Source organism: Micrococcaceae bacterium Sec5.8 (genome assembly GCA_039636775.1).
In the GTDB taxonomy this organism is placed as follows: Bacteria; Actinomycetota; Actinomycetes; order Actinomycetales; family Micrococcaceae; genus Arthrobacter.
Map to the genome: position 1 here is coordinate 125,493 of CP143429.1, position 18,241 is coordinate 143,733.

Below are 18,241 nucleotides of genomic sequence, written 5' to 3' on the forward strand. Positions count from 1 at the left end.
AGGCCACCATGGACCAGATCACGTTGAGCGGCGTTACCGCCGTCGGGCATCACGGCGTATTTGATTTCGAACGGCGCAATGGTCAGCCGTTTGTCGTTGACGCTGTCCTGCACCTGGATTTCAGCAGGGCTGCCGCGTCCGACGACGTGCTGGACACCGCGCACTACGGCGAGGTGGCAGATTGCATCCGGGCGTGGATCACGGGGGAACCCGTGAACCTGATCGAGGCGCTGGCCGTGCGGATCGCCGAGGATATCCTGGCCAAATTCCCCGTCGCCGCGGCGGTGGGCATCACCGTACACAAACCCAAAGCCCCGATCGACGTGGCGTTCGGCGACGTCTCCGTCAGCGTCCGGCGCACCCGCCAGGAGCAGCCATGAGCTACACCAGGGCGGTCCTTGCGCTCGGCAGCAACCTGGGGGAGCGCAGCGAAACCCTCTCGGCGGCCGTCGCGGATATCGTCGATCCCCCCGAAGTCCGCCTCCTGGCCATCTCGCCGATTGTCCAGACCAGGGCGGTGGGCGGTCCGGCCGGCCAGCCGGACTTCCTCAACATGGTGATCGCCGTGGACACCACACTGACGCCGCATGAGCTCCTCCAGCACTGCCACGCGGTGGAACAAAAGCACCTCCGGGTCCGCGACGTCCACTGGGGCGCGCGCACCCTCGACGTGGACATCATCACCTACGGGGAGCTGGCCAGTTCCGACCCCGAGCTCACCCTTCCCCACCCGCGCGCAGCCCAGCGGGCGTTCGTCCTCTACCCCTGGTCGCTCATCGACCCCGCGGCCGAACTGGACGGCGAACGCGTCAGCGAGCTCGCCGTCAAGGCGCCGGACTTCGCCGGCCTCCTCCCGTTTGACGGCTTCGAAAACTCGCACGGCGCGGCCGGAGCAGCGCAATGATGAAGCTGACCAGCCCCCTGGTGCTGTTCATCATTGCGTTGGCCGTGGGGGTCCTGGGCTGGCTCGCCGCCTTGTTGACCACCCGGTACAGCCTGAACACGCCCGTCCTGCCGCTGACGGGACTCATCACCATGGGTGTCATCGTGGTACTGACCCTCGTGCTCGGGGTCAGGGTGCTGCGATGGCGCAACGGCAACAAGAAGACACTGCTCAACCCGATCCTGGCCGCCTGGACCCTGGTCCTCGCCCAGGCCTGCGCCTACACCGGCGGTGTCCTGCTCGGCTGGCATGCCGGGATCTTCGTTGACCAGCTCCGACTCTGGAACCTGCGCAGCGACCAAAGCCTTGCCTGGCAGGCCGTGGCCATGGGCGGCGGCGGTCTGGTCATGATCGCGGTGGGCTTGATCGTGGAACGGTTCTGCCGGATACCCCCCGAGGACGGCGAGGGCGAATCGGCCCCGGGCCGCCAGGAAAAGCGCAAGCCCAACGCGGAAGGCGAATATGCGTACCGAGGCGATTGACCCCCCGGGCATCACCTGGCTGCGCGTCTCACCGAAGTACGTCACCGTGCGGATCGCCGGCTGGGCGCTGGCGAATATCCTCGTCGTCGCCCTCCTGTGCCTGCCTCTCGTGCTGATCGTTAACGGCTGGTGGCCGTCGTTTCCGCTGTGGCTGGCCGTCGCCGTCCCGGCCGGCATGCTGGTCCTGGCCCTGTGGCGGCTCATGCTCATTCCCCGCCAGGTGCGGGCCATCGGCTACGCGGAGCGGGAAGATGACTTGCTGATCCGCCGCGGCATCTTCTTCCAACGCATCCTCGTGGTCCCATATGGCCGCATGCAGTACGTGGATATCGGCGCGGGCCCCGTGGAACGCAGCCTGGGACTGTGCACCCTGAAACTGCCCACCGCCTCCGCCGGCACCAACGCCTTGATTCCGGGTCTGCCCGCCGCGGAAGGCGCCCGGCTCCGCGAACAGCTTTCCGCGCGCGGTGAAGCCCGGTTGGCCGGACTGTGACCGGAACCCCCGACGGCGCCTGGCTGCGGGTGCATCCGGCCTCGCCGTTCGTGCGTGGCTGGGTGGCGCTGGCCGCCATCGGATTCTTCTTCTTTCGGGACACCTTCGAGCGCCTCCTTCGGGGCGGCCCGCTCGTCAATGACCAGATCGCGGGCCGGGCCCCGTGGCTGCTGCTCGGCGGCGGCGTGGTGCTGTTGCTGACCGTCGTCGGTTATGTCCTGAGCTGGTATTTCACCCGCTACCAGGTGGCCGAGGGGTACGTCCGGGTCAATTCCGGGTTCCTCTTCAAGCAGCAGCGGCAGGCCCGGCTGGACCGGGTCCAGGCCATTGATATTGTGCAGCCGCTGCTGGCCCGGATTTTCGGGCTGGCCGAGCTCAAGTTCGAGGTGGCCGACGCCGGCGAGTCCGCCATGCGGCTCGCCTACCTCCGCATGGATGAGGCGCGGCAGCTGAGGGCAACAATCCTGGCCCGCGCCTCGGGCGCGGGTCCGGCCTCCGAGGACCCTGCGGCCCCGGCTTCGGAGGCACCCGAACAGGCAGTGCTCACCGTCCCGCCGGGGCGCCTGGTGGGTTCCCTGCTCCTGAGCGAACAAAGCGTAGTTGTGGTGGCCGGCGGTGCAGCGTCTGTGCTGCTGTCCGCCGCGACCGAGAACCGCAGTTTCTACCTCTTCCTGATTCCTGCGGTGCTCGGCATGGTGGCTGCGTACTGGAACTCCATCAACAGGGGCTACAACTTCACCGCGGCCATTTCGCCGGACGGCATCCGGTTGCGCTACGGGCTGCTGGACACCCAGGCGCAGACTCTGCCGCCGGGCCGGATCCAGGCCCTGCGCGTGAGCCAGCCTCCGCTTTGGCGGTTCCTTGGCTGGTACCGGATTGAGGTCAACGTGGCCGGTTACGGCGCCGCGGGAGAAAGCGGCGGAGGCTCGTCCCGGACCACTTTGCTGCCGGTGGGAACCTTCCCCCAGGTGCTTAGGATGCTCTCCCTGGTCCTGCCGGACCCGGGCACCCCGGACCCGTTGCCGGTTTTCAGCGCCGGAGTCCACGGCCTTGCCTCCGCAGCTCGCCCTCCCGATGCGGCAGGTTGCGGGGGCCCAGCGGGCTCCGGGCCGGACGACGGCGGCTTCGTCACTACCCCGCACCGGGCCCGGCTGCTGGCGCCCCTGGGCTGGCGGCGGAACGGTTTCACCGCCACCGGTACTGCCCTTCTTATCCGCTCGGGCCGGATGTGGCGGCACCTGGTGGTGGTCCCGCACCAGCGCACGCAGTCCATGGCGCTGCAGCAAGGCCCCCTGGCCCGCCGGTTCCGGGTCGCTGACCTGGTGCTGCACACGACGTCCGGACCGGTGTCCCCGCGGCTGATCCAGGTGGGCCTGGATGAGGGGCGCGAATTGCTGGACGCGCAGGCGGCACGCGCCCGGGTGGCCCGCCAGCGGCAGACCAGCGAGCACTGGCTGGAGAAGGTCCGGCCCCTCGTGGCCGACCCGGCCCGTCCCGGCGACCCAGCCGGCAACGGAACTCCTGCCCCCCTCGAAGACCCCGCATCCACCGGAAACCCCAACAGGAAGGAAGACCAGCATCATGGCTAAACCAGGACGGCTCGGCATCGGAATCATCGGTGCCGGCAAAGTCGGCGCCATCCTGGGCGCGGCGCTGCGCGGCGCAGAGCACGCCATCATCGGAGTTTCCGCCGTTTCGGATGCCAGCCGCGAGCGGGCAGAGGCCCTGCTTCCCGGCGTCCCGGTCCTGGACGTGCAGGATATCGTCGAACGCGCCGAGCTGGTGCTCCTGGCCGTGCCGGACGACGCCCTCGGCCCGCTCGTGGAAGGCCTGGCGAAGCTCGGAGCATGGCAGCCCGGCCAGCTGGTGGCCCACACCTCCGGCCGTTTTGGCGTCGGCATCCTGCACCCGGTCCGCGCCGCTGGTGCCATCCCGCTGGCGCTGCACCCGGCCATGACCTTCACCGGGATGAGCCTGGACCTGACCCGGCTGCTGGACTGCACCTTCGGCGTCACAGCGGACGCCGCCATGCTGCCGATCGCGCAGGCCCTGGTGGTGGAAATGGGTGCCGAACCGGTCGCCATTGCCGAGGCCGACCGCACCCTCTACCACGCGGCTCTCGCCCACGGCTCGAACCATATCGTCACGCTGGTGGCGCAGGCTTCGCAGCTGCTCCGGGAGGTCGGCGTCGACTCTCCCGAACGCATGCTGGGTCCGCTGCTGCGCGCGACACTCGAGAACGCACTCGCATCCGGTGAATCCGCCCTGACCGGGCCGGTGGCCCGCGGTGACATGGGTACTCTTGCAGCACACGCCGAATCGTTGCGGGAGCACGACGCCAACTCAGGCGGCGATATTCTGGAGGCGTACCTGGCCATGGCCCGGGCGACGGCCCGACGGGCCGGGCGCCGGGGACTGCTGAACCGGGAGCAACTCGACGGCGTCAACCAGGCGCTGGAAGGCCCCGACGGCGCTGCCCCGAATCCCACGGAAGGCTTGTAACTTGGCGATCCAAGTCGTGACCACCGCCGCCCGGCTCCGGGCTGAAAGCGCCCGGCTGCTCAAGGCCAAGGGCGGCACCTCGCAGGGTCTGGTGCCCACCATGGGCGCCCTGCACGCTGGCCACGCGGAGCTGGCCCGCGCGGCCGTCAAACAAAACGATGTAGTGGTGGCGAGTATCTTCGTGAACCCGCTGCAGTTCGGCGAGGCCGTCGACCTGGAACGGTATCCGCGGACCCTGGACGCGGACCTTGCGCTCCTGGACGCCGTGGGAGTGGACCTGGTCTTTGCTCCCGACGTTGCGGAGGTCTACCCCGGCGGGGAGCCGTCGGTACGGATCAGCGCGGGGCCGATAGCCGGCAAATGGGAGGGCGCGTCCCGTCCCGGACACTTCGACGGCGCCCTGACCGTGGTGGCTAAGTTACTGCACTACGGACTGCCAGGGGCCTCCGGCGGAGCGGAACTGCCGGCTTACCGGGCGTATTTCGGCCAGAAAGACGCCCAACAGCTGACCCTGGTCCGGCGCATGGTGGCTGACCTGAACTTCCCCGTGGAGATCGTGGCAGTGCCGATCGTACGTTCCACGGACGGGCTGGCGCTGTCCAGCCGCAACCGCTTCCTCAGCGCCGGGGAACGCGAAGCGGCCCTGGTGCTTTCCCGGGCACTGCGGCTGGTTGAGGAACGCGCCAACGCCCACCAGCCGCTGGATCTCGAGTCCGCGCAGGCGCTCGTGGAATCCCAGCCCCTCGTGCAGCTGGACTACTTCGAAGTGGTGGATCCGCGAACGTTGGAACCGCTTGCCGAGAACTGCCGGGAGACCCCCTTCCGCGGCGAGGCCCTGGCGATCATCGCAGCAACAGTCGGCCCGGTCCGGCTGATCGACAACGTTCCGCTGGACTCCTGACCCCACGCAGCATGGGTCACCTGGCGCCCAGGCTGAATTCCACGGTGGACCGGGTCTGGCCCGCATGGCGTTAGCCGGCGGGAATTACTCTCCGGCCGGGATTGTTTGCGCATGAGGCAGCGCCGACGCTGTCCACCCACTTCACAAGACTTCCTGAGGGAACCCCATGAGCACTGACGTCTCTTCCAAGCCCGCCGGCGATCCCGCGCGGACCCGGGATTCCAGCGGAGGCGCCGCACCGCCGGCGAAGATGTCCCGGGAATCGGTCACCATCATCGCCACCTTGCTGGTGGCCACGTTTGTGGTGATCCTGAACGAAACCATCATGAACGTCGCGCTGCAGCGGCTCATGGTGGACCTCGGTGTCACCGCCCCCACCGTGCAGTGGCTGTCCACCGGCTTCATGCTCACCATGGCCGTTGTGATCCCCACCACCGGCTTCATCCTGCAGCGGCTCACCACCCGCGCCGTCTTCATGCTGGCCATGGGGCTGTTCTCCGGCGGCACGCTGCTCGCAGCACTGGCCCCGGGATTCGAAATCCTTCTGCTCGCACGGATCATCCAGGCCGGCGGGACGGCCATCATGCTGCCGCTGCTCATGACCACCATCCTCACCTTGGTTCCCGCCGCCCGCCGCGGCTTCGTCATGGGCAACGTCAGCATCGCCATCTCTGTGGCTCCGGCCATGGGACCCACAGTGTCCGGCGTTATTCTTGAGCACTTCTCCTGGCGCTTCATGTTTGTCTTCGTCCTGCCGATCGCGCTCGCCGCGTTCGCCATCGGCGCCAAATATCTGACCAACATCGGCGAAAGGGAACATACCAGGCTTGACGTGCCGTCGGTGCTGCTGACCGTTCCGGCCTTCGGTGGGCTCGTGTACGGATTGAGCCAGATCGGCGGTGGCGGCCAAGACGGTCCCGGTGCCCCCGCCATCATCGCGCTGGCTGCCGGCGTTCTCTCCCTGGCAGCGTTCGTCTTCCGCCAGGTCCGGCTGCAAAAGGCCGAGGCGCCGCTGCTGGACCTGCGGGCCTTCAACTTCCGGATGTTCACAGTCTCCGTGCTGCTGCTGGTGATTGCCATGATCGCGCTGTTCGGGGCCGTGATCCTCCTGCCGCTGTACCTGCAGGAAGTGCGGGGGCTGACATCACTGGAGACGGGGCTGTCACTGCTTCCCGGCGGACTCGCCATGGGCCTGCTGGGCCCGTTCATCGGGCGGATCTTCGACAAGGTAGGGCCGCTGCCGTTGACAGTCACCGGTTCACTGCTGCTGGTGGCAGCTTTGTTCCAGTTCTCCTTGCTGGACGCGGGCACCCCGGTCGGCTGGATTATCACGTTGCACGTCATCCTCAGCCTGGGCCTCGCCCTGATCTTCACGCCGGCTTTCACCACCGGGCTGAATCCGCTGCCGCCACACCTCTACTCGCACGGTTCGGCCATCATGAACACCTCGCAACAGGTGGCGGGGGCCGCCGGAACGGCGCTGCTCGTTTCGATCTACGCTGTGGTGTCCGCCGGATCGGGGATGGTCGCGGGAATGCATGCAGCGTTCCTCACCGCATCGGCCATCGCCGTTGCCGCCGTCGTGCTTGCCGCGATGATGCGCAAGACGGACGCGGTGGAGCACCCGGCAGCCGGGCACTGACCCGCGTCGGTTGCGGGGGATGCGCTAACTGGCGAAAAAGGCGCTGAGTTCGGAGATGAGTTTGTCCGGCGCCTTGTTCACGCCGTCGTGCCCCATGCCCGGCAGGATCGTGTAGCTGGACCCGGAGAGCACCTCGTGGATCTGGGCGCAGGCCACGCCGAAGTACGCCGGACTCTTCTCGCCCACCACGATCAGCGTTTCCAGCGGCAGCTCCAGGAACGGCTCGGCGGGCATATCGGCGGCGATGATGGCCTTGATCTCCCGGACGCCGGTTTTCATCAGCTCGCGCATCTGCTTGCCGAGCGGTGTTCCTGCAGAGAGCTTGTTCGCCAGGGTCAGCATGGACAGCGGCATCCTGGACAGGGCGCTGCCGGTCTCCAGGCCCTTGAGCAGGACTGCAAGGGCGCGGTCGTCGTCCCCGGCTGCCGTCGCCTTCTCGTACTCGGCGGTCCAGTCAGCGGTGACGCTGTGGTTTACGGAGACGGCGGGATCGTAGACCGCGAGGCGTTCCACCGGCAGGGTGCGGGCCGCGTGCAATGCCACCGCCCCGCCGAAACTGTGCCCAAAGACGTCCGTGCTGGACGTGTGCTTCATGACAGCAGCGAGGTCGTGGATGTCCACGTCGAGGGTGTAATCCTCCGGCTGCGGGGAGGATGAGCCGCGGCCGCGCCGGTTGAACGTGTGCACCGGGCGGCCCAGGGAGGCGCTGAGTTTCTGGGCGAAGCGGGTGTAATCCGCGGCTGTCACCATGGAGGCCGGAACGACCACGACGCCGGAACCGGCTGAGGCGAGCTCGGCACCCGTGCTGAAAAGCTCGATCGTTCCACCGTCGGGGGTTCTGATGTTCTCGCGGGTCATGCTCCGAGCCTAGCCGAGGCTGCAGCTACGGCGTAGTAGCTTTCCGGCAGCCCGGTCGGTCAGCCGCCGAGCCGGCCGGTGGAGGCTTCGAGGTAACAGGAGCCGCACAGAGACTCGTACCAGACGTCCTGGCCGTCGATTGCGACCTGGTCGCCGTCGAAGACCACGTCGTCGCCGGCCCGGCGGGTATTGAAAATAGCCTTCCGGCCGCAACGGCAGATGGTTTTCAGCTCCTCGAGGGTGTGCGCGATCTCCAGGAGGCGCAGCGATCCCGGAAATGCCCGGGTACGGAAATCCGTGCGGATGCCGTAAGCCAGCACGGGAACGTTGTCCAGCACCGCGATCCGGAACAGGTCATCCACCTGGGCCGGTTCCAGGAACTGCGCCTCATCCACCAGCAGGCACGCGACCGGTTTCGTGTCAACGTGCTTGAGCAGCGCGTCGGGGTCGTCACCATGGGCGTGGGCGGTGAACAGACCACGGGCTGAGGCCCCGGCCGGGACCAGGAAGTCCACCGAACGGGTCATCCCCAGCCGGGACACGACGTCGGAATCGCCCTTGGTGTCCACATCCGGCTTGGCCAGCAGGACGCGCTGGCCGCGTTCCTCATAGTTAAAGGCGGCCTGCAGCAGCCCCGTCGACTTGCCGGAGTTCATGGCGCCGTAGCGGAAGTAAAGCTTGGCCAAGGGGGTCCTTTCGAAAGGGTTGCCCACCGATTGTAGAGGTGCGTCCCTCAGCGGCCCAGCCCGAGCCGCCGCCTGCGCGCCGGACGTAAACCTGCGCAGGCACAATCCCCGGTAAACTTGGGGATTGTGACTTCCCAAAACACCTCCGCCCCGCACACCGCAGCCGACTCCCACGATGCCAGCGAGCAGACCCGCATCCGGATGGAGAAGCGCGCCAAGCTGATCGAGCGCGGCGTCGAGGCGTACCCGGTGGGCGTTGAACGCACTCACTCACTGGGAGAGGTCCGGGAGAAATACGCGCATCTGGAAGCTGACGAAACCACTGGCGACGTCGTGGGGGTGACCGGCCGCATCGTCTTCATCCGCAACACGGGCAAGCTCTGCTTCGCCACCTTGCAGGAAGGCGGCGTCGACGGCAAGGCCGTCCGGCTCCAGGTCATGCTGAGCCTGGCCAACATCGGCGAGGACGCGCTCGCTGACTGGAAGGCGCTCGTGGACCTCGGGGACCATGTATACATCAACGGTGAGGTCATCTCCTCGCGTCGCGGAGAGCTTTCCGTTATGGCGGGGTCCTGGTCCATGGCCTCCAAGGCGCTCCGCCCGCTGCCCGTGCTGCACGCAGAGCTCAACGAAGAGACCCGCGTCCGCCAGCGCTATGTGGATCTGATCGTCCGCGATGAAGCCCGCGAAATGGTCTATACCCGCGCCGCCATCACGCGTTCCATCCGCGAGACCCTGCACCGCCAAGGCTATGTCGAGGTGGAAACCCCGATGCTGCAACTGGTCCACGGCGGCGCAACGGCCCGCCCCTTCGAGACGCACATGAACGCGTTTGACCAGAAAATGACGCTGCGGATCGCCACCGAGCTGTACCTTAAGCGCACCGTCGTCGGCGGCATCGACCGTGTCTATGACATGGGCCGGGTCTTCCGCAACGAGGGCGTGGACTCCACCCACAGCCCGGAATTCACCACCCTGGAAAGCTACGAGGCCTGGGCCGACCAGTTCGTTATGGCGGACCGGATCAAGGAACTCATCCTCGACGCCGCCGACGCCGCCGGAGTCGGCCGGGTCCTGCAGACCGAGGCCGGCGACATTAACCTCGACGGCGACTGGGCCTGGATGGCCGTCTACCCGGGACTCTCCGACTTCGTGGGCCAGGACATCACCCCGGACACCCCGGCCCCGGACCTGCTGGCCCTCGCTGCCAAGCACGAGGTCAAGGTGGACGCCGCGTGGGATGCCGAGAAGCTCGTGGTGGAACTCTTCGGTGAACTGGTTGAGCCGACGCTGCTGAACCCGACCTTCGTGTACGACTACCCGCCATCGGCCCAGCCGCTGGCCCGCCAGCACCGCGAGGATGACCGGCTGATTGAAGCGTGGGACCTCATTATCGGCGGCATGGAGCGCGGGACGGCGTTCTCTGAACTCATCGACCCGGTGATCCAGCGCGACCGGCTCACCGAGCAGTCCCGCCGCTCCGCTGCCGGCGATGTGGAGGCCATGCAACTGGATGAGGATTTCCTTCGCGCGCTTGAGTACGGCGCCCCGCCCATGGGCGGGATCGGCCTCGGCATCGACCGGCTGGTCATGCTTTTCACCGGCGCGGGCATCCGGGAGACCATTCTGTTCCCGTTGCTGAAGCCCGAAGGACACTGACCATGGACTACATTGCTGTATTGCTTCCCTCCGTGGTGGTCGGCCTGCTTTTCTGGTTCGCCATGAAGTCGATCTTCAATGCGGATAAGTCAGAGCGCCAGGCCGAGGCACGGGCCCAGGCGGAAGCCGACGGAAATGCGCAGGCCGATACGTTCCGGCGCGACGGCCATTCCAACGGCTCCGACTAATAACAGGCTATTTCGCCTTGGGTTTTCCTTTGGAAACTTATTTTGACTTTGACTCGCTGCCATAAAGCAGAGGATACTTTTAAGCAGTAACATCCTGCTTTTCCTTAATACTCGTCCTTTTGGAAAGAGAGTCTTTAATGGCACAGAAAGTAAAAATCATCCTCGTTGATGATCTGGATGGGGGATCCGCGGACGAAACTGTCCGGTTTGGCCTTGACGGCGTCAGTTACGAAATTGACCTGTCATCGGAGAATGCTTCCGAGTTGCGTTCCGCAGTTGAGCGGTTTGTCGGGCATGCACGCAAGACGTCGAGCGGACGCGCGACGCGCACCAAGATTTCATCCGGCCGGAACCAGGACTCCGCCCAGATCCGGCAGTGGGCGCGCGATAACGGCTACGCAGTAAACAGCCGAGGCCGTATCCAGGCTGAAATTCAGGAAGCCTACCAAAAGGCGAATTCCTAACTCGGGTTCCAGCCTGCACCAGTGGATCGCAAGACGCGGTGCTACCAGATGGACGCATTGCGACAAATGGAGACATGGTGCAACAACTGAAGACATGGTGCGACAACTAAGACACGGCGCACAACTAAGACTTTGCCCCCGCTTCTGTCGGGGGCTTTGTCGTCTCCGGCCGGAAGTGCAGCCGGCGTGCAGTGGGTGTGCGTACAGTTGGCGCCGGCGCGCTCCGGCCCGGTTGCCTGCCCGGGACGTGGACCAGTACCCGGGACACGCCGCATATTTGCTGGATCGGAACAAGCAACCGGGCAGGAACGCCGGCCTCCAGGTGTGGGCGCTGCTGCCGGCGGATCCGTGCCCGGGCGGGCCCGTGCAGTCCCCGGTCCGGCCTCCGATGGAACGCGGCAGCGGTGCCCCGGTTTCCCCTGTGGCGAACAAGCCCCAAATCTTGAACCCGGCCACGTAGCATCAAAGTACGTCGTAGCTAGGAGTGTGGCGAAAATGTTTGAGCGATTTACGGACCGTGCCCGTCGCGTAGTTGTGCTTGCCCAAGAAGAGGCACGCATGCTGAACCATAATTACATTGGTACCGAACACATCCTCTTGGGTCTGATCCATGAAGGTGAAGGTGTTGCGGCCAAAGCCCTGGAGTCCTTGAGCATTTCGCTCGACGGCGTCCGCGAGCAGGTGCAGGAGATCATCGGCCAGGGCCAGCAGGCCCCGTCCGGTCACATCCCCTTCACCCCCCGCGCCAAGAAGGTCCTTGAGCTTTCGCTGCGCGAGGCGCTGCAGCTGGGACACAACTACATCGGCACGGAGCACATCCTGCTCGGCCTCATCCGCGAGGGTGAAGGTGTTGCCGCCCAAGTGCTGGTCAAGCTCGGTGCCGACCTCAACCGCGTCCGCCAGCAGGTCATCCAGCTCCTCTCGGGTTACCAGGGCAAGGAAACCACCGGAGCCGGTGTGGGCCCGGGCCAGGCCGAAGGCACGCCTGCCGGTTCGGTGGTCCTGGACCAGTTTGGCCGCAACCTGACCCAGGCTGCCCGCGAGAACAAGCTGGACCCCGTCATTGGTCGCGAGTCGGAAATGGAACGCGTCATGCAGGTCCTTTCCCGCCGCACCAAGAACAACCCAGTGCTGATCGGTGAGCCCGGCGTCGGTAAGACCGCCGTCGTCGAAGGCCTTGCCCAGGCAATTGTCCGCGGCGACGTTCCGGAGACCATCCGGGACAAGCAGCTGTACACGCTGGACCTCGGGTCCCTCGTGGCCGGTTCGCGCTACCGCGGTGACTTCGAAGAGCGCCTCAAAAAGGTACTGAAGGAAATCCGCACCCGCGGCGACATCATCTTGTTCATCGATGAGATCCACACCCTCGTGGGTGCCGGTGCCGCCGAGGGCGCCATCGACGCGGCCTCGATCCTGAAGCCCATGCTGGCCCGCGGTGAGCTCCAGACGATCGGCGCCACCACGCTGGATGAGTACCGCAAGCACATCGAGAAGGACGCCGCGCTTGAGCGCCGCTTCCAGCCGATCCAGGTCAAGGAACCCTCCGTCGCCCACGCGATCGAGATTCTCAAGGGCCTCCGGGACCGGTATGAGGCACACCACCGCGTCACCATCACCGACGGCGCCCTCGCCTCGGCAGCCAGCCTCTCCGAGCGGTACATCTCGGACCGCTTCCTGCCGGACAAGGCGATCGACTTGATCGATGAGGCCGGTGCACGGTTGCGCATCCGCAGGATGACCGCCCCGCCGGAGCTCAAGGTCATGGACGAGAAAATCGCTGCCATGAAGCTGGAGAAGGAATCCGCGATTGACGCGCAGGACTTCGAAGGTGCTGCCTCGCTGCGCGACAAGGAGCAGAAGCTCATTGCCGAGCGCGCAGAGAAGGAACGCCAGTGGAAGACCGGCGGCATGGACGACATCTCCGAGGTTGATGAGGATCTCATCGCCGAGGTGCTGGCGAACTCCACCGGCATCCCGGTCTTCAAGCTCACCGAGGAAGAATCCTCGCGTCTGCTGAAGATGGAGGACGAGCTGCACAAGCGCGTTGTCGGCCAGAATGAGGCCATCAAGTCGCTGTCGCAGGCGATCCGCCGCACCCGTGCAGGCCTCAAGGACCCGAAGCGTCCAGGCGGTTCGTTCATCTTCGCTGGCCCCACCGGCGTCGGCAAGACAGAGCTCGCCAAGGCCCTGGCCGAATTCCTCTTCGGCGAGGAAGACGCCTTGATCACCCTGGACATGTCCGAGTACTCGGAGAAGCACACGGTGTCGCGTCTCTTCGGTGCCCCGCCGGGGTACGTGGGCTACGAGGAAGGCGGCCAGCTGACCGAGAAGGTCCGCCGTCGTCCGTTCTCCGTGGTGCTGTTCGACGAGGTGGAGAAGGCACACGCAGACCTCTTCAACTCACTGCTGCAAATCCTGGAAGACGGCCGGTTGACCGACTCCCAGGGCCGCGTGGTGGACTTCAAGAACACCGTGATCATCATGACCACCAACCTCGGCACCCGGGACATCTCCAAGACCGTCGCCACCGGCTTCCAGTCGGGTACGGACACGCAGACCGGCTACAACCGGATGCGGGCCCGGGTCACGGAGGAACTCAAGCAGCACTTCCGCCCTGAGTTCCTGAACCGTGTTGACGACGTTGTGGTGTTCCCGCAGCTGACCCAGGACGAGATCATCGAGATCGTGGACATGTTCGTCGGCCGGCTGGAGAAGCGGCTCAAGGACAAGGACATGGGGATCGAGCTCACGCCCGCCGCCAAGATCCTGCTGGCAACCCGCGGGTACGATCCCGCCATGGGTGCCCGGCCGCTGCGCCGCACCATCCAGCGCGAGATCGAGGACCAGCTCTCCGAGAAGATCCTCTTCGGCGAAATCCACGCCGGCGACATCGTTGTGGTGGATGTGGATGGCGAAGGCGACGACGCCAAGTTCACCTTCGCCGGCAACGCCAAGCCGCTCATCCCGGAAATCGCTCCGAGCGTCTAATAGGAGCCCCGGCGCGCTGGCACCGGCTCCAAGGCCCCGTCTTCCTGACCAGGGAGGCGGGGCCTTTGCCTTGCAGCCTTGTCTTGCAACCTTGCCTCCAGCTCAACCCCCGTCGCCTTAGGTACTGCCGTCGGTTACCGCAACCGGTACCACCAGGTATCTGAAAGTACCGTTTCACTCTTAGTGAACTTCATGTGATCCGGCGCACAAGGGGTGTTGAATCGGAGCATGGCTTCCACCGATCCGCTGACCCGGGGCGCAACGCCGGAAACACCCTTCCATGACGTCGACCACTACCTCGCCATCCCGCGGGTCAGCGGACTGGCGTTGAGTCCCGACGGCGGGCGGCTGGTCACCACCGTGGCCACGCTGAACGATCTAGGCACCGAATACCGCACCGCGCTGTGGGAAGTGGACCCCGCCGGCGAAGAGCAGGCCCGCCGGATCACCCGGAGCGCCAAGGGTGAAGCAGGTGCCGTCTTTGCCGCCGACGGCACTTTGTATTTCACCTCCGCCCGGCCGGACCCCGAAAGCCCGGATGCTGAGCCGGTCAACGCGCTTTGGGTTCTGCCCTCCCGCGGCGGTGAAGCCCGCGTCGCACTCTCCCGCGCGGGCGGCGTCAGCGGACTCCTGGCCGCGCAGGAGGCCGACGCTCTGTTCGTCACCGCATCGGTGCTCGCAGGCTCCACGGACGAGGGCAATGACGAGGACCGCCGCAAAGCCCGCAAGGAGAACAAGGTAGCGGCCATCCTCCACAGCGGCTATCCGGTCCGCTACTGGGATGCAGATCTGGGCCCAGCGCAGCCGCGGCTGTTCGCCGTCGAACCCGGCGCGGAACCGGAGCCCGGCAAGCCCGCCACGGTCGATGCCCGGCCGCCGGTGACACTGCGCAACCTGACCCCCGACGCCGGCAACGGACTCCGCGAGGCGGTCACCGTCGTCAGCCCGGACGGGAAGACACTGTACGCCAGCTTCACCAAGCCGCTCGCGAAGGCCGGCTCCCGCACCATCCTGGTGGCAATCGACGCCCTCACCGGCACCCGCCGGGTCCTGCTCGACGCGGACGGCATGAACTACTTTCCCGGCCCGGTCAGCCCCGACGGCAGGACCCTGGCGGTAGTGAGCGAAACCGATACCACCCCGGAAACGGCCCCGGAGGTGGCGCTGCACCTTCTGGATGTCACCCCCGGCGGCGGGGAACTGACCCCGCTGGCCCCAGGCTGGGACCGCTGGCCGCGCCCGGCGGCCTGGCTGCCGGACGGATCTGCCTTGCTCGTCACGGCGGATGAAGACGGGGCCTCTCCGGTGTTCCGGGTCGGGGTGACCGGCGGCGGGGGAGCCGGCCAGGTCACCCGGCTGACGGCCGACGCCGCCGCCTACACCGACGTGGTGGTCGCCCCGGACGGCCACCACGCCTATGCGCTGCGCAGTTCCTACGAGTTTCCCGCCGAGGCCGTGCGGATTAACCTGCCCAGCGGTGAGGTCACCCGGCTCCCGGCACCTGCGGAGCGCCCGGGCCATCACGGCACACTGGAACGCGTCGAGGCGACCGCCGCGGACGGCATGCGCGTGCCGGCGTACCTGGCGCTCCCGGAGGGAGCCTCGGCGGGCAACCCGGCGCCTCTGCTGCTGTGGATCCACGGCGGTCCGCTCGGTTCGTGGAACGCCTGGACGTGGCGCTGGAACCCCTGGCTGCTCGTGGCGCGCGGTTACGCCGTTCTGCTGCCGGACCCGGCGCTCTCCACCGGGTACGGGCAGCACCACATACAGCGCGGCTGGGGTGAATGGGGCAAAGCTCCCTTCACCGACCTGATGTCCATCACCGACGCGGTGGTGCAACGGCCGGACATCGATGAGACCCGGACAGCGGCCATGGGTGGTTCCTTCGGCGGGTACATGGCGAACTGGGTGGCCGGCCACACCGACCGGTTCAAGGCCATTGTCACCCACGCCAGTCTCTGGGCGCTGGACCAGTTCGGCCCCACTACGGACTCGGCAGACTACTGGCTCAGGGAGATGACGGCCGACATGGCCAAGGCGAACTCCCCGCACCTGCACGTGGAGAATATCAGCACACCCATGCTCGTCATCCACGGGGACAAGGACTACCGCGTCCCAATCGGTGAGGGATTGCGGCTCTGGTACGAACTGCTCGCCAAGTCGCAGCTGGCAGCTGACGAGGACGGCAGGACGGACCACCGCTTCCTGTACTTCCCCGACGAGAACCACTGGATTCTCAAGCCCCAGCACGCCAAGGTCTGGTACGGCGTCGTGGAGCACTTCCTCGCCAGGAACCTGCTGGACAAGGACCTTCCGGTGCCGGACGAGCTCGGTCTCTGAGCCTCCCACCTGCGGTTCCCCGTAGGATTGGGCTGTGACTGAACCAATCCGCGTCCGCCTTGCCCGCACCAGCGACGTAGGAGCGATCAAGGCCCTCGTGGCTCCGCTGGCCGACCAGCGGATCCTGATGGCCAAGGAAACGGTGGCCTACTACGAGAGCCTGCAGGAGTTCAGGATCGCCGAGGCGCCGGACGGCGAAGTGATCGGCTGCGGAGCCCTGCACGTGATGTGGGAGGACCTGGCGGAGGTGCGCACACTCGCGGCGTCAACTGCCTGGCGGGGGAAAGGCGTGGGCCACCGGCTGGTCGAGCGGCTGCTCGGGGACGCCCGGGCTTTGGGCGTCTCCCGCGTGTTCTGCCTGACGTTCGAGGTGGACTTCTTCCAGAAGCACGGCTTCGAAGTCATGGCCGACCAGACCGCCGTCGACCCCGTGGTGTACTCCGAGTTGCTGCGCTCGCACGATGAGGGTGTTGCCGAGTTCCTGGATCTTGCCCGGGTGAAGCCGAATACGCTCGGCAACACCCGGATGATCAAAACGCTCTAGGTCCGGCCGCCAACGGGCCGCGGAGGCCCGCGGCCTGGGACGCGGAAATGGGTCTTCCCATCCGTACATTTGATGGATAAACTGACCCTTGGTCCAGGGGGTGGACCACATTACCCGGAGGTAACAACTTGCCCGAGCGCGCGGTTTTTCCCGACTTCTCTGCATTCCAAATGACCATGGCCAGCGGATCCGTCCCAGGCCGCGCAGCGGTCCCCGGCACCGTGGAAGAGACGACAAAGGACCCGGCGCCCGTCAATCTCCCCGGGACGGGTTCCGGAACCGGGCCAGGGGCCGGCGTCGAGCGGGGACAGCTCAACACGCCGCCTTTCTCTTGGCTCGGCGGCGACGCCTGGCCCAATTTTCGGTTGCGCGCCGACAAAACGGGCTGACACGCCAAGCTGAAACACCCGTGGACTCCGAAGCGAAAGCCTTCCGGCTGCGTCCGGACTCCGCGGGCCGAGGTTGTGGAACCGGAGCCTACCGCTGGCGGGGGCCCCGGTAGTAGGGTCGAACCAAGCAGCCAGGACACCATCCAGGGAGCACCGCCATGAAGAAGCTCATCAATGATCCCCGCGCCGTGGTTGACGAATCAGTGGAGGGCTTCGGGCTTGCCCACGCCGACCTCGTGACCGTCTTTGCGGACCCCAAATACATCGTGCGCAAGGACGCGCCGGTGGCAGGAAAAGTCGGGCTCGTCTCCGGCGGCGGCAGCGGGCACGAGCCCCTGCACGCCGGCTACGTCGGGCGCGGCATGCTCGACGCCGCGGTTCCGGGGGCCGTCTTCACCTCGCCCACACCGGACCAGATCCTGCCGGCGACCCTCGCCGTCAACTCTGGCGCCGGCGTCGTCCACATCGTGAAGAACTACACCGGCGATGTCCTGAACTTCGAGACAGCCGCGGAACTGGCCCAGGCGGAGGGCGTCGACGTCCGGACCGTGCTGGTCAATGACGACGTCGCGGTGCAGGACTCCCTGTACACTGCCGGCCGGCGCGGGGTGGGCGGAACGGTCCTGGTGGAGAAGATCGCCGGCGCCGCCGCGGAACGCGGGGACAGCCTCGACGCCGTCGCGGCAATCGGCGACCGGGTCAACCACAACGTGCGCAGCATGGGCGTCGCGTTGGCAGCCTGCACCGTCCCGCACGCCGGGTCACCAAGTTTCGTGCTGGAGGAAAACGAGATCGAGATCGGTATCGGCATCCACGGAGAACCCGGCCGGCACCGGATTCCGATGGAAAACGCCGACGGCATCACCGACCGCCTGCTGGAACCGGTGGTCAGCGACCTCGGAGTGAAGTCCGGCGACAAAGTGCTCCTGTTTGTCAACGGCATGGGCGGCACCCCGCAGAGCGAGCTCTACATCGTGTACCGCCGTGCCGTGCAGCAACTGGCCGCCCAAGGCATCACCGTGGAGCGGTCACTGGTAGGCAACTACATCACAGCCCTCGAAATGCAGGGCTGCTCCATCACCGTCCTGCGGCTCGATGATGAGATGACGGCGCTCTGGGACGCACCCGTCCACACGGCCGCTCTCCGCTGGGGCGTCTGACC

17 protein-coding genes are annotated in these 18,241 nt (G+C 66.5%); 15 read left to right on the forward strand and 2 right to left on the reverse strand.

All coding sequences use genetic code 11. The features are described 5' to 3' along the window. Nucleotides 1-8 precede the first annotated feature (8 nt). The 8 genes from folB (at nucleotide 9) to VUN84_00650 (ending at nucleotide 6,963) form a co-directional block, all read left to right on the forward strand. Nucleotides 9-380 carry a dihydroneopterin aldolase gene (gene folB, locus VUN84_00615; protein XAS64231.1) on the forward strand — a complete coding sequence of 124 codons (372 nt, stop codon included), beginning with the start codon at nucleotides 9-11 and terminating at the stop codon, nucleotides 378-380. Continuing rightward, nucleotides 377-904 (forward strand): 2-amino-4-hydroxy-6-hydroxymethyldihydropteridine diphosphokinase, encoded by a 528-nt coding sequence (gene folK, locus VUN84_00620; GenBank protein XAS64232.1) that lies wholly within the window; start codon nucleotides 377-379, stop codon nucleotides 902-904. Before folB ends, folK begins: the two co-directional genes overlap by 4 nt. Further along, nucleotides 904-1,425 (forward strand): DUF3180 domain-containing protein, encoded by a 522-nt coding sequence (locus VUN84_00625; protein XAS65903.1) that lies wholly within the window; start codon nucleotides 904-906, stop codon nucleotides 1,423-1,425. The genes folK and VUN84_00625 overlap by 1 nt, the downstream gene beginning before the upstream one ends. Next, nucleotides 1,406-1,918 (forward strand): PH domain-containing protein, encoded by a 513-nt coding sequence (locus VUN84_00630; protein ID XAS64233.1) that lies wholly within the window; start codon nucleotides 1,406-1,408, stop codon nucleotides 1,916-1,918. The genes VUN84_00625 and VUN84_00630 overlap by 20 nt, the downstream gene beginning before the upstream one ends. Continuing rightward, complete coding sequence (locus tag VUN84_00635; protein ID XAS64234.1) at nucleotides 1,915-3,507, forward strand: PH domain-containing protein; 1,593 nt, start codon at nucleotides 1,915-1,917, stop codon at nucleotides 3,505-3,507. Before VUN84_00630 ends, VUN84_00635 begins: the two co-directional genes overlap by 4 nt. Beyond that, entirely contained in the window at nucleotides 3,500-4,420 is a 921-nt protein-coding gene (locus VUN84_00640; protein XAS64235.1) for a DUF2520 domain-containing protein, read from the forward strand. Before VUN84_00635 ends, VUN84_00640 begins: the two co-directional genes overlap by 8 nt. Nucleotide 4,421: 1 nt before the next feature. After that, entirely contained in the window at nucleotides 4,422-5,321 is a 900-nt protein-coding gene (gene panC, locus VUN84_00645; GenBank protein XAS64236.1) for a pantoate--beta-alanine ligase, read from the forward strand. A gap of 166 nt (nucleotides 5,322-5,487) precedes the next feature. After that, the gene (locus tag VUN84_00650) at nucleotides 5,488-6,963 is read left to right on the forward strand and encodes a DHA2 family efflux MFS transporter permease subunit (GenBank protein XAS64237.1); all 1,476 of its coding nucleotides are present in this window, start codon (nucleotides 5,488-5,490) and stop codon (nucleotides 6,961-6,963) included. A gap of 24 nt (nucleotides 6,964-6,987) precedes the next feature. Here the strand turns inward: VUN84_00650 and VUN84_00655 are convergent, their stop codons facing one another. Together VUN84_00655 and VUN84_00660 are read right to left on the reverse strand one after the other, a co-directional pair. Continuing rightward, nucleotides 6,988-7,821, reverse strand: coding sequence for an alpha/beta hydrolase (locus VUN84_00655; protein XAS64238.1), 834 nt, complete (start codon nucleotides 7,819-7,821; stop codon nucleotides 6,988-6,990). A gap of 59 nt (nucleotides 7,822-7,880) precedes the next feature. After that, complete coding sequence (locus VUN84_00660) at nucleotides 7,881-8,507, reverse strand: thymidine kinase (GenBank protein XAS64239.1); 627 nt, start codon at nucleotides 8,505-8,507, stop codon at nucleotides 7,881-7,883. Nucleotides 8,508-8,633: 126 nt separating this feature from the next. Here VUN84_00660 and lysS point away from each other — a divergent pair, with 126 nt between their 5' ends. From lysS to dhaK, 7 genes are all read left to right on the forward strand, one after another. After that, the gene (gene lysS, locus VUN84_00665; protein XAS64240.1) at nucleotides 8,634-10,166 is read left to right on the forward strand and encodes a lysine--tRNA ligase; all 1,533 of its coding nucleotides are present in this window, start codon (nucleotides 8,634-8,636) and stop codon (nucleotides 10,164-10,166) included. A gap of 2 nt (nucleotides 10,167-10,168) precedes the next feature. Beyond that, the gene (locus tag VUN84_00670; protein XAS64241.1) at nucleotides 10,169-10,354 is read left to right on the forward strand and encodes a hypothetical protein; all 186 of its coding nucleotides are present in this window, start codon (nucleotides 10,169-10,171) and stop codon (nucleotides 10,352-10,354) included. Between the two features lie 137 nt (nucleotides 10,355-10,491). Continuing rightward, nucleotides 10,492-10,818: an Lsr2 family protein gene (locus VUN84_00675; GenBank protein ID XAS64242.1), complete on the forward strand. Its 327-nt coding sequence runs from the start codon at nucleotides 10,492-10,494 to the stop codon at nucleotides 10,816-10,818. A 495-nt stretch (nucleotides 10,819-11,313) separates the two neighbouring features. Further along, a complete protein-coding gene (locus VUN84_00680) occupies nucleotides 11,314-13,806 on the forward strand; it encodes an ATP-dependent Clp protease ATP-binding subunit (GenBank protein ID XAS64243.1) in 2,493 nt (830 codons plus the stop codon). Between the two features lie 228 nt (nucleotides 13,807-14,034). Then, a complete protein-coding gene (locus tag VUN84_00685; protein XAS64244.1) occupies nucleotides 14,035-16,146 on the forward strand; it encodes a prolyl oligopeptidase family serine peptidase in 2,112 nt (703 codons plus the stop codon). A 34-nt stretch (nucleotides 16,147-16,180) separates the two neighbouring features. After that, nucleotides 16,181-16,690: an amino-acid N-acetyltransferase gene (locus VUN84_00690; protein XAS64245.1), complete on the forward strand. Its 510-nt coding sequence runs from the start codon at nucleotides 16,181-16,183 to the stop codon at nucleotides 16,688-16,690. A gap of 547 nt (nucleotides 16,691-17,237) precedes the next feature. After that, nucleotides 17,238-18,239: a dihydroxyacetone kinase subunit DhaK gene (dhaK, locus tag VUN84_00695; GenBank protein ID XAS64246.1), complete on the forward strand. Its 1,002-nt coding sequence runs from the start codon at nucleotides 17,238-17,240 to the stop codon at nucleotides 18,237-18,239. The last annotated feature ends 2 nt before the right edge of the window (nucleotides 18,240-18,241 follow it).

Bases quoted from the DNA above. Each gene is read 5' to 3' on its own strand.
- folB (XAS64231.1), top strand. From the start codon at position 9: ATGGACCAGATCACGTTGAGCGGCGTTACCGCCGTCGGGCATCACGGC.
- folK (XAS64232.1), top strand. From the start codon at position 377: ATGAGCTACACCAGGGCGGTCCTTGCGCTCGGCAGCAACCTGGGGGAG.
- VUN84_00625 (XAS65903.1), top strand. From the start codon at position 904: ATGAAGCTGACCAGCCCCCTGGTGCTGTTCATCATTGCGTTGGCCGTG.
- VUN84_00630 (XAS64233.1), top strand. From the start codon at position 1,406: ATGCGTACCGAGGCGATTGACCCCCCGGGCATCACCTGGCTGCGCGTC.
- VUN84_00640 (XAS64235.1), top strand. From the start codon at position 3,500: ATGGCTAAACCAGGACGGCTCGGCATCGGAATCATCGGTGCCGGCAAA.
- VUN84_00650 (XAS64237.1), top strand. From the start codon at position 5,488: ATGAGCACTGACGTCTCTTCCAAGCCCGCCGGCGATCCCGCGCGGACC.
- VUN84_00655 (XAS64238.1), bottom strand. From the start codon at position 7,821: ATGACCCGCGAGAACATCAGAACCCCCGACGGTGGAACGATCGAGCTT.
- VUN84_00670 (XAS64241.1), top strand. From the start codon at position 10,169: ATGGACTACATTGCTGTATTGCTTCCCTCCGTGGTGGTCGGCCTGCTT.
- VUN84_00675 (XAS64242.1), top strand. From the start codon at position 10,492: ATGGCACAGAAAGTAAAAATCATCCTCGTTGATGATCTGGATGGGGGA.
- VUN84_00680 (XAS64243.1), top strand. From the start codon at position 11,314: ATGTTTGAGCGATTTACGGACCGTGCCCGTCGCGTAGTTGTGCTTGCC.
- VUN84_00685 (XAS64244.1), top strand. From the start codon at position 14,035: ATGGCTTCCACCGATCCGCTGACCCGGGGCGCAACGCCGGAAACACCC.
- dhaK (XAS64246.1), top strand. From the start codon at position 17,238: ATGAAGAAGCTCATCAATGATCCCCGCGCCGTGGTTGACGAATCAGTG.